Origin of the sequence: Mycobacterium sp. NAZ190054, assembly GCF_001545925.1 — a bacterium.
GTDB lineage: Bacteria > Actinomycetota > Actinomycetes > Mycobacteriales > Mycobacteriaceae > Mycobacterium.
Genome location: NZ_LMVQ01000201.1, coordinates 21,362 through 34,336, shown reverse-complemented (window position 1 = coordinate 34,336; position 12,975 = coordinate 21,362). Strand labels below are relative to the sequence as shown.

The window sequence follows — 12,975 nt, the reverse complement described above, 5'->3', positions numbered from 1 at the left end:
CTCCCCCCTTGCCCTCACGACGCTCTTCCGCTCTCCGGAGGGCGCCGCCGGCGCACCGGTCGAAGGTGTGCAGCCCGCAGTCCCGGGTGCGCCGGCGACGACGGTGGTGGTCCCGCCGCCTCCGGCCTGACGGCTCAGACAGTCACGAGTGCGACGTCCACCAGGTGTAGAGCTGGACCATGTTCGGGCCCTGCGGCCCGGACTGGACCTCGCTGACCATCAAATCGGCGTCGGTCGTCCACGCCACGGTCGGTCTGCTCTGCTGGAAGCCGCACACCAGGGTGCCCGCGGTCCGGTCGGGCGTCGCATTGCGGCGCCACGGCCCGGGTGACTGGATGTTGCCCGGGCAGTTCACCACCGCCGAGCTGCTGACCACGCCGTCGAACAGCTCTTTGAGGGTCGCGTTGTCCTGGGCCAGCGTGTAGATGGCCGTCAAGGGTCCGCCCACATCGTCATTCGCGCCGCAACTGACCTGCGCGAGTGCACCTTTGGCGGGTACCACCGCCTCGCACGCATCCGGCGCGTAACCGGGCGGCAGCATGCCGAGCAACCGCGCCTCGGCCTGCTCCTGACTCTCGGCCTGGGTCGTCGTCGTAGTCTCGCCGGAGCTGTCCGCCCCGTCAGACGACGGCCAGAACGTCCATGCGAGCACACCGAGCCCGACGACGGCCGCCGTGGCCGCGGCGATCAGCACGACCGGTCGACGATCGCGCTGTACCGGACGTGGATTCACCGCCACCGGCGAATCACGGCGGCCTTCCCACACGCGTGCCGGCGAGGCCTGCACGCTGTCGACGTGCAGCGGCCCGGTGTCCTCGTCATCGGGATCCTGCTCGTGAGGACTCATCTGGCCAAGGTTAGTTCACCTGCGTTGCCGCAGCGGAAGGACGCCTCGCCGTGTCACCGCAGATCTTGACCGAAGGCATTACGTCATTGCACGACGTGATCTGGCAAAGGTTGACAGAATCGGTGACCGTACGAGTGACGTCTCGGGGGGCTCGGCGCGGGGGGACTGCTGATGTGCGGCATCTGCGGTATCTGGAATGAAAAGGATCCGGCACCGGGATCCGGGCGACTCGACCGCATGCTCGACGCCATCTTCCACCGCGGCCCGGACGGTCAGGGGCGATTCGACCGGCCCGGGCTCACTCTCGGGATGCGCCGGCTGGCCATCATCGATCTGGCCGGCGGGGACCAGCCGATCTTCAACGAGGACGGCTCCGTGGCAGTCGTGTTCAACGGCGAGATCTACAACTTCCGCGAGCTGCGCGCCGAACTCGAACGTCACGGCCACCGCTTCGTGACCCGTTGTGACACAGAGGTTCTGGTCCACGGCTACGAACAGTGGGGCGACGACATGCTTCACCGCCTCGCGGGCATGTTCGCGCTGGCACTCTGGGATGAGCACCGCCACCGCCTGCTCATCGCCCGGGACCGTTTCGGCAAGAAGCCGCTCTACTACTCACGCAGCGGAAGTGCGGTGGTGTTCGGCTCGGAGATCAAGGCGCTTGTGGCTGCCGGGGTGTCCACCGACGTCGACGACGCCGCGCTGCAGGACTATCTGGCCTTGCGCTACGTGCCGAGCCCGCGGACCCTCTTCCGGTCGGTCCGCCAGTTACCTGCCGGCCACAAGATGGTCCTCAGCGGCGAGGGTGTCGAGATACAGCGGTGGTGGCGGCTGCGCTACGACGCGAAACCGGCGACCACGCTCACCGAAGCCGCCGAAGAGGCCGAGACCCTCATGCGTACCGCGGTCGGCCGGCGCCTCGTGAGCGACGTGCCGCTCGGGTGCTTCCTGTCGGGCGGTCTCGACTCGAGCACCGTGCTGTCGTTCATGTCGGAGCTGATGGACGAGCCGGTGCGCACCTTCTCGATCGGGTTCGACGAGGGGTGGGCCGGGGATGAGCTGGCTGCTGCCCGCTCCACCGCGCACACGTTCGGCACCCGCCACCACGAGATCCGGCTGGGGCCCGGGGAGTTCCTCCGGCTGATGCCCACGGCGGTCTGGCACCGTGACGAGCCGCTGGCCGAGCCGTCGGAGATTCCACTGCTCGCGCTGTCGCGGATGGCGCGTGAGCACGTCACGGTGGTTCTGTCCGGGGAGGGCGGTGACGAGTTGTTCGGCGGATACCCGAAGTACCGCGTGGACGCACTCCTCGACCGTGCCGGCCGCCCGGCACGCGCCGTCCTGGGTGAGCGCCGGCTGCACCGGCTGGCAGAGTGGCACCGGCTACCGCGTCGGGCCCGGATGGCCGTCACGGCGCTCGCCACAGCGGCCCCGGGGGAACGCTGGCCGTCCTGGTTCGGTGCCGACCGCCTGGCCGGACTGTCGTCCGACGGCCTGCGGCCGCTGGAGCCGCTGCTGTCCGGCATCGACACCGGCCTTGATCCTCTCGATCGCATGCTGGCGCTCGACGTCGAGAGTTACCTGGTCGACAACCTTCTCGTCCGCGGGGACAAGATGACGATGGCGGCATCCATCGAGGGACGGATGCCGCTGCTCGACCACGAGTTGGCCGAGTTCGCCGCCCGGCTTCCCTCGCAGCTCAAGGCCTCCCCGCGTCGCACAAAGATGGTGGTTCGCGAGGTGGCGCGTCGCCGCCTCCCCGCAGAGCTGTTGTCCCGCAAGAAGATCGGTTTCACGGTTCCGGTGTCGCCGTGGTTCCGGGGCAGTCTGGGCGATGCGTTGGACCGGCTCGTCTCCGGTCCTGACGCACGGCCCGATCCGTTGGTGGACCCAGAGCGCGTCCGCCGCGCGCTCGCACTGCACCGGGCCGGCCGGTACGACTTCGGCAAGGAACTCTGGAGCGTGCTCACCCTCGATGTGTGGGCGCGGATCTTCCTCGACGGGCAGGACCCGTCGAGTCTCTCGCTCGGACTCTGAAACGCCGCGTCCGCGTCAGAGGGCGGCTTCCTCGCCGGCGGCGCGGAACCCGCTGTGGTACACGATGCCTGTGGGTTGGGCCGCCTGCCGGTAGTAACCCTCCTTGTAGTAACAGGTGGTGGTGCCGGGGACCAGGGTGCTCAGAAAGTAGGTGTCGGAGCCGTCGAAGAACGTCTGGCGGGCGCCGTTGAGCCACAACCTGATCCATCCCCGCTCGGGATCACTGGACCAGTTCACCTGCATCTTCACGTCGTGCCAGGTCCCCACGTTCAACGGTGTCTCGAAGATGGTGTGGCTGCCCTGGTACACACCTGGTCTGCTCTGCTCTTCGACGTCCAGCGACCAGTAGCCGTTCCTGGTTCCGACGCTCCACTCGAACGCGGCACTGCCCCTGCTGGAGTTCGGATGCCACCCGTTGGTGACCCCCCAGCCCAGATCGGCGTGGTTCTGCGGGAAACTCGGGTCGAACTTGGTGGCGAACGAATACCAGCGCACCTGCCCTTCCCGGCCGCCGGTGTCGTCTGAGTTGGAGCCGACGTCCGAGCGCTCACCGGTGGCGAAGCCCGACCAGTCGCCCGACCTGACCTCGAAACGGGCCGCCTTGCCTCTGGCCGGATCGTTGACCACGGTCGCCGGATACGACGGGACGTACCTGGCGCCGGGTCCGTTGTAGTCCCGGTTCTGGACGCTCGGCCACTGGCTGAAATCCCCGGTCGAGTAGTCGCCGACGAACAACAGTTGCGCCTTCCCGTGCGGCAGCGCGACCCCGCTCACGCAGCCGGCCGCCATCGTGACCGCGACGACCGCCAACGAGGTGAGCGCCTTCCGCAGTTGAGACATGACGACTCCTTCACGAATCTCGTTGATCTGCAGGAACATCGGCATTCATCGTGTCGTGGGTGTCCTCACCCCGGCGGCGGAGTTGTCGCACCGCCGACGACAGCTCACGCCATGCGGCCGGTGCGCAGAGCGCCAAACCGGCTCCGTAGAGCGCGAGGTAAGCCGCGCCCTCTGCCAGCAGCATCACCGAGCCGAGCAGGAATCCGCGCTGGTCCGAGTGAAGGAAAGTGACCTCCGACAACTTCACCACGACCGCGGGAAGCACGGCCACCAGAATCGGCGGAATCAGCCGGTGTGCCAACTCGCCGAACGTCACAGCCGCCAGCGGCCGCGCGAGGAGCACGCTGAGCACCCCGGCGGTCAGCGACGACGCCGACAGCGCCAGCCCGACCCCGGTCAGGCCCAGCGGCAGCAGCGCGAACAGCAGGCCGACCCCGAGCCCGGTGCTGACGACAGTGACCCAGTGCAACCGGCGGGTCCGGCCGATCCCCTTGATCGACTCCATGCCGACCGCCATCAACGCCACCCCCGGGCCGACTCCGGCCAGGGCGACCAGCATGACGCCCGCCCCCCGCCACTTCTCGCCGAGCAGCACGGCGACCAACGGCTCGCCGGCCGCGATGATGAAGAAGGCCACCGGGACGATGAGGCACCAGAGCACCTGCAGGGCTCGCAGGAACGCCGCCCGGAACCGCTCGGCGTCGACAGCCAGCCGGGAGAACGCCGGGAACAGCACGTAGGACCCGACGTCGATCACGGCGATCTCCGGTAACGAACCGAGTCGCCGGCCGTACCGGTAGTAACCCAGCGCGGTGGCGTTCAGCGCCGCACCGACCACGGCTGTCTCCAGCAGATCGCGAGCCTGGTTGATCACGTTCCAGACCACCAGCGGCACCGAGAATCCGGCCAGTTCACGCCACAGCGCCAGCGACGGCCGTCCGCGCGCCCCGGGCCGCCACCCGGCCAGAGTCCAGCTGGCCACCAGCCAGGCAGCGACCGAGCAGTACGAGCCGATGACCAGACCCCACACACCGAAGCCGTTGGCGCAGAACGCCACCGAGGTGACCGCGAACGTCACCACCGTGACCGGTTGGACGATGTAGCGTTCCCGGAAGTCGAAGCGTCGCTGCATCAGCGCGTCCGGGACGTAGGTCAGTGCGTGCAGCACGATCGTCCCCGACGACACCGCCGCGATCAGTCCCACGATGTCGCTGCCGAAGATCCAGGACATCAGCGGCGCGCACGCCAGCGCCAGGACTGCCCATCCCACGCCGGCCAGCAGCGTCGACCAGAAGACGGTGGCGGTCGCATCGTCGAGCCGATCCTGCCGCTGCACCAACGCATTCGCCATTCCCGCCTCGGCGAAGGTGACCAGGAAGCCGGACAGCACGGTGCCTGCGGCGAACCAACCGACCTCTGCCGGCGAGAGCAGCCGGGCCAGGACGAGCGTCTGGGCCAGCGACACCAGTTGCGTGAAGACCAACATCCCCGTCGCGATGGCCGCGCCCCGACGCAATGTCCGCGACAGCGGTCCCGGCGTCTCCACCTCGGCGACGTCCGGAGCCGACCGGCTAGTCATGTGGGCCGGTCATGTCGCCGCTTCCAAAAAGTCGGCGTCGGGGCACCGGAACGGGCCCGCGTCGGCGCCGAACAGGGCCCGCCACGGCCGGCCGGTCACGCCCCACCGGTAGCGCGCGTGCAGCAGCGCGTTGGCGTTCGCGCGCAGCCGCATCCGGCGGGCCGGGTCGTCGAGCAGGTCCAGTACCGCGCCGGCGAAGTCGGCGCCGTCGGCGATCAGCAGATGCTCCCCGTCCACCACGTCCGGCATGGCCTCGACGCCGCGGGCTGTCGACACCACGGAGATGCCGAGCCCGAAGGCCTCCAAGACCTTGTTCTTCAATCCGCTTCCGGTCTGCATCGGGTTGATCATCACCGGGTAGCGGGACACCTCCGCGCGGAGATCGGGTACGAAGCCGGCCAGCCGGAGCAGTGGTTCGCGTTCGGCCAGCGCGACCAGCCATTGCGGGGCGTTGCCGCCCACCACGTCGACTTCAACTCCGGCAGGCCGGAGTTCGGGGAACCAGATCTCGTCGAAGAAATGCGCGAGCGCGGCGGTGTTCGGCTCGAAATCGAGGTTGCCCCAGAAGACCACGCCGCGCCGGTGCGCCGGTGGCGGCATCGGGGCGAGGTACGCGTCGTCCACGCCGTTGAGCACGGTGTGCACGTTCGCGCTGATACCGCTGAGCCGGACGATTTCTGCGGTGTCGACGTCGCTGACGGTGACGACGTGATCGAACATCGCGGGTAACCGCGCCTCGGTCCTGCGGGCCCGGTACAGGTCGAGCGCGTCGGCCCACCGTCCGGCGCGCAGCCCTCCGGCGTGGTGGAACGCCCGGCTCATCCGCAGCGTCATGCTGTCGCAGACGTCGAGCACCTTGGTGCAGCCCCGCAGGTCGGCCACCAGCTCGGCGAGGTCGGCACCGAACACCACGATGCGGTCGATGCCGCGACCGGCCACGACGTCCGCCAACATCCGTTGGGTCGCCGCGAATTCGCGGGGCCGACTGGTCCGGAGATAGTTGTCGTCGCTGAGGCGGAGGTGGCGCCGTGGCGACCGCGGTCCGGCCAGCAGCGGTGGGCACTCGGTCACGCTGGTGAACACCGTCGAATCGTCCTTGCCCCCCGCGCGCAGCGCGGGCAGCGGATAGACCGGCACCACCAGCAGGTGAAGGTCGTCCGGTATCAGCTCGCACAGAGGCTTGGTCCGCAGGTCGGTTCCGTTCGACGGCGTGTCCACACGCGTCGACGCGAGTACCAGGGTCGCCATGGACGTCTACCCCGCTTCGGTCCGGGTCAGTTGACTTGTGCTGCAGCATTCCTCGACGAACTCGGCGAGCGTGCCGATGGTCTCGAACACCTCACCGGTCAGGTCCTCGTCGTCGATCTCCAGATCGAACTCCCGCTCCAACGCGACCGCCAATGCCACCACCGCCATCGAGTGGAGCTCGGGCATGCCGTCGAGCAGCCGGGTCGACGCCTCCAAGGTGTCCGCGCGTTCCTCGATGCCCAATGTCGTGACAATGACCCTGATGACGCCGTCCAGCGTCGCCTCGGTGTACCTCATGTGGTTCCCTCCCTGTTGTTCTCGTGATCCAGACACGTATTCACGGGCCCAGCGCCTCTCGGAGCCCGGCACGGTCGAACTTCCCGTTGGGTGATCGCGGGATGTCCTCCGACACCACCACCGACGACGGCAGCATGTAGAGCGGTAGCCGCTGCCTCAGCTCGGCGACCAGCGCTGCGGAGTCGAAGGTTTCGGCATCGGCCGGGGTGACGGCGAGGACGACACGCTGCCCGAGGTCCTCGTCGTCCACGCCCAGCGCGACAGCGGCGTGCACCAGGCGTGTCTCGTAGGCCACTTCCTCGATCTCGGTCGGGCTGACGCGGTATCCCGAGGTCTTGATCATGTCGTCCTTCCGGCCGACGAAGTACAGGAAGCCGTCCTCGTCGGCGACCACCGTGTCACCCGACCAGACTGCCGGTTCGCTGGTGCGCCAGTCGGACTGCCGCACAGGGCGGAACCGCTCGGCGGAGCGCACCGGATCGTTCCAGTAGCCGAGTGCGACCAGCGCGCCCCGGTGCACAAGCTCGCCTTCCTCGCCCGGATCGCAGCGGGAACCGTCGGGCCGCAGCACCAGGATCTCGGTGTCGGGGATGGCTTTGCCGATGGAATCGGGCCTGCGGTCCACTTCGGCCGGATCGAGATAGGTGGACCGGAACGCCTCGGTCAGCCCGTACATCAGGAACGGCTGAGCGTGCGGGAAGAGCCCGCGCAGCTTGTCCAGGGTCGGTTTGGGCAGTCGACCGCCGGTGTTGGCGAAGTAGCGGATGGACGCCGTCGCGGCCGGCGGCCACGTCTGCTCGGCGATCTGGATCCAGAGCGGCGGAACGCAGGTCAGCGCGGTGACCCGGTGCCGGGCGCACAGGCGCGGAACCTCCGACGGCCTCAGGTAGTTCATCAGCACCACGTGCGCCCCGACGGCGAACGCGGTGGTGAGCTGGCTGAACCCGGCGTCGAAGCTCAGCGGCAGCGCGGCGAGTACGACGTCGTCCGCGGTGTTGCCGAGGTACTGCGCGACGCTCTCCGCGCCGGCGATGAGATTTCGATGGCTCAGCACAACGCCTTTCGGCTTCCCTGTGCTCCCCGAGGTGTAGAGGATCGCCGCGATGTCGAGATCGATGGCGCCGCTCGGGGCGACCTCTGCGGTCTCGGACGCACACAGACCGGCCCAGCGGTGCACCGCGTAGTGGCGGTCGGGATCGTCGGGGACGGTCCCGGCACCGACGAGCACGACGTGCCGCACGGAACGGCAGGCGCCGAGTTCCCCGCGCAGCACCGCGAACCGTTCAGGCGAGGTCACCAGTACCGTGACGTCGCAGTCCGCCACGATGTGGCGCACCTGAGCCGCTCGCAGCACCGGGTTGACCGGTACGAACACGCAACCCGCCACGGACGCACCGAAGAGGGCGGCCACCGTCTCGATCCGCTTCTCGAGGTACACGGCGACACGCTGCTCCCTGCACACGCCGAGGTGTGCCAACCCCGCTGCCGTCCCCCGGACCCGGTCCCACAACTGGGCGTAGCCGACCGTCTCGTCGCGGTACGTCAGTGCCGGGGTCCCGGGGTGTGACGCCGCGCGTTGCTCAAGCATGTGGTGCACGTTGCTTCTCATCGCGGGATGTTCCTTTCCGGTGACGGCTCGGCGTTCGCGTGGGACGCCAGCTCACCACCGCATGCAGGTGAGTTCGCTGTACAGGTAGTCGATCTGGTCGGGGCGCAAAGAGTCGCTGCGATACATCTTCGGCCTGGGTGACACCTCCACCGCCCGGGCGAATCGCCCGCCGACGACGTGTGATTCGATGAGCGTCGCCGGAATGCCGTGCCGCAGGAGGAGGTGCCGGAAGAACTGCGGTGCGGCGGCCCGGAACAGCTCCTGGTTGCCGACGTACACCAGTGACGCGAACAGCGGGAGATCCTTCCGCCGCACCCGCCGGAAGATCACATGGCAGGCCTGCGCTCCCCGGACGATGACGACATGCTGCGCGGCGGCCGCCGCGGCATGGTCGCGGTAGCGAGACAGATCCTCGCCCCGCAGGCTGCCTTCGATCCTTCTGCGGTCGGAGAACACCCGCACGCCGCGCCGGCGCATCGGCCAGGGGAGATTGGGGACCACCACCGTCGCCGTGTCCAGTGCCGTGAATCCGAGACGGGTGTTCAGGACCAGCACGTCGGGTGACGGCGACAGGTCGGTGAAGTGGTAGGGCTTCTGGCGGAGCAGGGCACGCAGCAGGCCCAGCGCGTGTGAGCGGTAAGGCTCCGCCACGCACCAGGCCGCCAGGTTGCAGAACCGTTGTCTGACACCGTCGATCTCCCGTTCGGCGTAGAACGCGAGATGGGCGCCCACCACCGCGCCGTCGCAGCGGAGCAGGAACCCGTAGTTGGGTTGGTCCACCCGCCACGTCGGGATGATGTCCGACTCCCACCGGTCGACCGGCACCGTGGGGTCGAGCTCGTCATGGAGGAACTGCGCCACCGCGGGAAGGTCCGCCGCCGTGATCGGGAGCAGCCGGACGGCGGACTGGTCGGTCGTGGTGACCGCCGGCAGTTCGGCGGACTCAGACAGCGACATCGCCGGCCACCTTGCTGGATCCCGGTTGCGGACTTGGAACAGCGTGCACGCGTCCCGGTCGCAACGCGAAACCCGAGACCTTCAGCTTGAACACCGGGAAGGACTGATCGGTCGAGAATCCCATCCGGGGCAATTCGAGAGGATCGCCGCCCGCCTCGGCGAATCCGTTCGTCGTGGTGAGCGCCCACCGTATTCCGTTGCGGTGCAGCGCCGCCTTGGCCCGGTCGTCGAAGTCCTGCGCGCAGCCGTTCGGGTAGGCGAAGACCGCCGGCGCCCGGCCGGTGTTGTGTTCGACCGCGCGGCACGACGCCGTGATCTCCCGGTCCACCTTGTCGTCGTCACAGCGGGCGAGGATCGGGTGGGTGACGGTGTGCGGGTACAAAGTCACCAGCCCGTCTGCTGCCAGTTCGCGCGCCAGGTCCCACGAGAGCAACTGGAACGGGCCACCATAGACGCCGGACCGTTGCCCCAGGGCTTCGATCAGGGAGTCGAGTTCGGCGATCCGGTCCTGATCCGGCAACTGCTTGAAGAGTTGCGTCACCGTGTCCCGCACCTCGATGCGCTCGGCTTCGGTTCGCAGCGAACGAGTTCCGAGACCGACCGCCGAGAGGTCGACTTGGGCCCGGTCTGTCTGCGCGAAGGCGGTCCACAGCCGGTCCGGCCACAGCAGCTCGGTCGTTCCCATCGGCCCCGTCGCGAGGAACACCGCCGCGGGCACACCGAGCTCGCGTAACACCGGCGCCGCATTGGTCAGCAGGTTCTGCGTCCCGTCGTCGAAGGTGACCGTCGCGGCGCGAGGGGGAAGTGTTCCGTCGTCGAGCCGCTCGAGCGCCTCCTCCAACGGCAGGACGTTGAAGTGCCGACGGACGTAGTCCAGATCGCGCCGCAGCGTGGCGGTGTCGATCACCCAGTCGCACGGTGGGGTCAAGGGCTCGCTCTCGACGCCGTGGAACATCAGGATCGCGAGCCGGCGCGAACGTCTCCATCGCGCGACCGCCGGAACGCCGAGTGTGCACAGCAGCCCTGCCGCCAGATCTTTCAATGCAGCCATCACGATTCCTCCTAGGCCATGGCTTTTCGGTATGCTTCGACGGTCATCGCGGCCACCTTCTCCGCTGAGTACCGCTCCTTCGCGACCTCGTGTGCACGCTCGCCCAGGCGCTGCGCGAGCGCCGGGTCGACGAGGAGTTTCAGCATCCTGTCGGCGAGCATCGCCTCGTCGCCGGGTTCCACGAGGAACCCGGTCTCACCGTCGTCGACCATCTCGGGGATTCCCCCCACCCGGCTGGCCACGACCGGTTTTCCCGCCGCCATCGCCTGCGCGATGATCGTCGGTGCGTTCTCCTGCCGTGAGAACAGCACCACGGCACGGGCTTCGGTGATCTCGCGGCACATCTGTTCGTTACCGATCGGACCGGCGATCTCGACACTGTCCTCGAGTCCGAGAGCTCTGATCCGGTCCCGGACCAGACGGGCGTACCGTTCGTCGGGTTGTGGACCGGCAAGCGTCAGCGTCGCTTCGGGCAGAGACATCCGCACCTGTGCAAACGCCTTCACCACGCCGGCCGGATTCTTGTTCGGCGCCAGCACCCCGGCGAACAGTAGATGCGGTGGTGTCCTGCGTGGGGGTGCCAGCGCGAAGAACTCGGGTCCGGTGGCGTTCGGGATGCTCACCCGGGTGCCGCGGATCGGCACGTCCAGCACCTCGGTGTCCCACTTCGAGATCGAGATGACGACCTTGCCCCGACGCAGCACCCGTCTCTCCAGATCACGAATCAGCCTGTCCCGCACCCTGCCTCGCAGACCGGCGTGGTCCGTGGTGTCGGTGCTGTGGCCGGCCAGCGTGACGCCGTGGACGGTGACCACCGCGTTGCCGGCGCAGCGCTGAGCGATGTCGCCGTACAGCCCGATCTCCTGGCCGTGCACCACGTCCGGCCTGACGGTGGCCGCCAGCCTGCGCGCTCTACGCCGGTCCAGGAAGGCGCCGGTCGCCGCGCGCCACCGGCGCTGCCCAGGCAGGTAGTGGACCTCCACCTTCGGGCCCTCCCGCCGGTGAGCGGTCGGGGCGTCGCCGTCATGGAAGCGCAACACGGTCACGCTCTCCACGTCGTCGCGCGCCGCCAATGCCGGGACCAGGGCGCTGGTGGCGGACTCGATTCCGCCGCAGACCACACCCGGCACGAGCGGATACGGCCCGACCATGAGGACCTTGATGCCCTTGCTGCCCATGCTCACCACCCGATGCCCTGATAGTTCGGCATCGTGCGCAGATGTTCGGCGCCGGGCAGCCGGACAAGATCGACGATCAACCGGTCGGGCCCGGCGCGGTCGATCACGTCGACGACCTCGGGATCGCGCGAACCCACCACGAGCAGCTCCCCGTGGTCGAACACGGCGTCGGCGTCGTCGGTCAACAGCTCGCCGATGTGGGGAAGCTGCCGGCTGATGAAGGTCTTGTTCGCACCGGTCAGCCGCGACAGCACAACGGTCGGGTCGTAGATCTTGACGTCGAACCCCTTGCCGATCAGGCGTTCGGCCAGTTCCAGCATCGGGCTGTCGCGCAGGTCGTCGGTGCCGGGCTTGAACGACAGCCCGAAGATTCCGACCCGGTGCCGGCCGGTGGCCAGCACCAGGTCGACCGCGCGACGCATGTGGCTTTCGTTGGACGTCAACAGGTTCGCCAACAACGGGACATCGAGATCGTTGCGCCGTGCCGTGTGGGTGAGCGCGCGGACGTCCTTGGGCAGGCAGGATCCTCCGAAGGCAAATCCGGGCCGAAGGTAGGCGGTGCTGATGTTCAGCTTGGTGTCGGCCAGGAAGATCTCCATGACCTCGTGAGAATCCAGGGCCAGCGCCGAGCAGATCGCGCCGATCTCGTTGGCGAAACCGACCTTGAGCGCATGGAAGCTGTTGTCGACGTACTTGGTCATCTCCGCGACCCTGATCGGCACCTGGAACTGCCGCCCCGGCAGGCCGTCGTAGAGGGCCAGCACCGTCTTGCCGCTGCGGCAATCGGTCTCACCGACCACGGTTTTCGGCGGGTTGAAGAAGTCCCGCACACTGGTGCCCTCGCGGAGGAACTCGGGGTTCACGCACACCCCGAAGTCGACGCCCGCCCGTTTGCCGGAGGCCGACTCGAGGCGCGGGATGAGCAGGTCCTCGCAGGTCCCCGGCACCATGGTGCTGCGGTAGACCACGACGTGCCAACCGTTCTTGTCCGCCAGTGCCGCGCCGATCGCATCGGTGACCTGTTCGAGGTATTCGGTGGACAGCCCGCCGCCGTGCGCGGACGGGGTGCCGACGCACACCAGCGAGAGGTCGGAGTTCACGACGGCGGCGGTCGTCTCGGTGGTCACGGTGAGGTCGCCGGCGGCGACCACCTCGGCGGCGAGGTCACCGAGTCGCGCTTCCACCACCGGGGACATCCCCCGTGCGAGCGCGTCGACCTTGTCCTGGTTCACGTCCACACCGATCACCCGATGTCCCTGTGAGGCAAGGCAGACGGCGCTGACACAGCCGACGTACCCGAGCCCGAACACACTCACCGAAGTCAACATCCGA

The 12,975-nt window shown here is 68.4% G+C and carries 11 protein-coding genes; 1 reads left to right on the top strand and 10 read right to left on the bottom strand.

What is annotated here, in order from left to right:
* Nucleotides 1-142: 142 nt before the first annotated feature.
* Nucleotides 143-847, bottom strand: a complete 705-nt coding sequence (locus ASJ79_RS15340) for a hypothetical protein (protein WP_067956581.1) — start codon at nucleotides 845-847, stop codon at nucleotides 143-145.
* A 171-nt stretch (nucleotides 848-1,018) separates the two neighbouring features.
* On the opposite strand from ASJ79_RS15340, the gene asnB reads away from it, so the two are divergent.
* Nucleotides 1,019-2,884, top strand: coding sequence for an asparagine synthase (glutamine-hydrolyzing) (gene asnB / locus ASJ79_RS15335; protein WP_082753853.1), 1,866 nt, complete (start codon nucleotides 1,019-1,021; stop codon nucleotides 2,882-2,884).
* A 15-nt stretch (nucleotides 2,885-2,899) separates the two neighbouring features.
* On the opposite strand, the gene ASJ79_RS15330 is transcribed toward asnB, so the two are convergent.
* The 9 genes from ASJ79_RS15330 to ASJ79_RS15290 are packed head-to-tail and all read right to left on the bottom strand — an operon-like array spanning nucleotide 2,900 to nucleotide 12,971.
* Nucleotides 2,900-3,724, bottom strand: a complete 825-nt coding sequence (locus ASJ79_RS15330) for a polysaccharide lyase (RefSeq protein WP_067956594.1) — start codon at nucleotides 3,722-3,724, stop codon at nucleotides 2,900-2,902.
* Nucleotides 3,725-3,734: 10 nt separating this feature from the next.
* On the bottom strand, nucleotides 3,735-5,303 hold the full coding sequence (locus ASJ79_RS15325) for a lipopolysaccharide biosynthesis protein (RefSeq protein ID WP_067956578.1): 1,569 nt from the start codon (nucleotides 5,301-5,303) through the stop codon (nucleotides 3,735-3,737).
* A 9-nt stretch (nucleotides 5,304-5,312) separates the two neighbouring features.
* On the bottom strand, nucleotides 5,313-6,551 hold the full coding sequence (locus ASJ79_RS15320; protein ID WP_067956576.1) for a glycosyltransferase family 4 protein: 1,239 nt from the start codon (nucleotides 6,549-6,551) through the stop codon (nucleotides 5,313-5,315).
* A gap of 6 nt (nucleotides 6,552-6,557) precedes the next feature.
* A complete protein-coding gene (locus ASJ79_RS15315; RefSeq protein WP_067956574.1) occupies nucleotides 6,558-6,848 on the bottom strand; it encodes an acyl carrier protein in 291 nt (96 codons plus the stop codon).
* 40 nt (nucleotides 6,849-6,888) lie between these two features.
* Nucleotides 6,889-8,457 (bottom strand): acyl-CoA ligase (AMP-forming), exosortase A system-associated, encoded by a 1,569-nt coding sequence (locus ASJ79_RS15310; RefSeq protein ID WP_067956571.1) that lies wholly within the window; start codon nucleotides 8,455-8,457, stop codon nucleotides 6,889-6,891.
* A 51-nt stretch (nucleotides 8,458-8,508) separates the two neighbouring features.
* A complete protein-coding gene (locus ASJ79_RS15305) occupies nucleotides 8,509-9,414 on the bottom strand; it encodes a hypothetical protein (protein ID WP_197420227.1) in 906 nt (301 codons plus the stop codon).
* A complete protein-coding gene (locus ASJ79_RS15300; RefSeq protein ID WP_082753852.1) occupies nucleotides 9,401-10,465 on the bottom strand; it encodes a polysaccharide deacetylase family protein in 1,065 nt (354 codons plus the stop codon). The genes ASJ79_RS15305 and ASJ79_RS15300 overlap by 14 nt, the downstream gene beginning before the upstream one ends.
* 11 nt (nucleotides 10,466-10,476) lie before the next feature.
* Entirely contained in the window at nucleotides 10,477-11,643 is a 1,167-nt protein-coding gene (locus ASJ79_RS15295) for a glycosyltransferase family 4 protein (RefSeq protein ID WP_067956569.1), read from the bottom strand.
* Nucleotides 11,644-11,645: 2 nt separating this feature from the next.
* Nucleotides 11,646-12,971: a nucleotide sugar dehydrogenase gene (locus ASJ79_RS15290; RefSeq protein ID WP_067956567.1), complete on the bottom strand. Its 1,326-nt coding sequence runs from the start codon at nucleotides 12,969-12,971 to the stop codon at nucleotides 11,646-11,648.
* Nucleotides 12,972-12,975: the final 4 nt, after the last annotated feature.

What these genes read in the sequence shown, in the direction of transcription:
- ASJ79_RS15340 (WP_067956581.1), bottom strand. Translation starts at nt 847, where the DNA reads ATGAGTCCTCACGAGCAGGATCCCGATGACGAGGACACCGGGCCGCTG.
- asnB (WP_082753853.1), top strand. Translation starts at nt 1,019, where the DNA reads ATGTGCGGCATCTGCGGTATCTGGAATGAAAAGGATCCGGCACCGGGA.
- ASJ79_RS15330 (WP_067956594.1), bottom strand. Translation starts at nt 3,724, where the DNA reads ATGTCTCAACTGCGGAAGGCGCTCACCTCGTTGGCGGTCGTCGCGGTC.
- ASJ79_RS15325 (WP_067956578.1), bottom strand. Translation starts at nt 5,303, where the DNA reads ATGACTAGCCGGTCGGCTCCGGACGTCGCCGAGGTGGAGACGCCGGGA.
- ASJ79_RS15320 (WP_067956576.1), bottom strand. Translation starts at nt 6,551, where the DNA reads ATGGCGACCCTGGTACTCGCGTCGACGCGTGTGGACACGCCGTCGAAC.
- ASJ79_RS15315 (WP_067956574.1), bottom strand. Translation starts at nt 6,848, where the DNA reads ATGAGGTACACCGAGGCGACGCTGGACGGCGTCATCAGGGTCATTGTC.
- ASJ79_RS15310 (WP_067956571.1), bottom strand. Translation starts at nt 8,457, where the DNA reads ATGAGAAGCAACGTGCACCACATGCTTGAGCAACGCGCGGCGTCACAC.
- ASJ79_RS15305 (WP_197420227.1), bottom strand. Translation starts at nt 9,414, where the DNA reads ATGTCGCTGTCTGAGTCCGCCGAACTGCCGGCGGTCACCACGACCGAC.
- ASJ79_RS15300 (WP_082753852.1), bottom strand. Translation starts at nt 10,465, where the DNA reads ATGGCTGCATTGAAAGATCTGGCGGCAGGGCTGCTGTGCACACTCGGC.
- ASJ79_RS15295 (WP_067956569.1), bottom strand. Translation starts at nt 11,643, where the DNA reads ATGGGCAGCAAGGGCATCAAGGTCCTCATGGTCGGGCCGTATCCGCTC.
- ASJ79_RS15290 (WP_067956567.1), bottom strand. Translation starts at nt 12,971, where the DNA reads ATGTTGACTTCGGTGAGTGTGTTCGGGCTCGGGTACGTCGGCTGTGTC.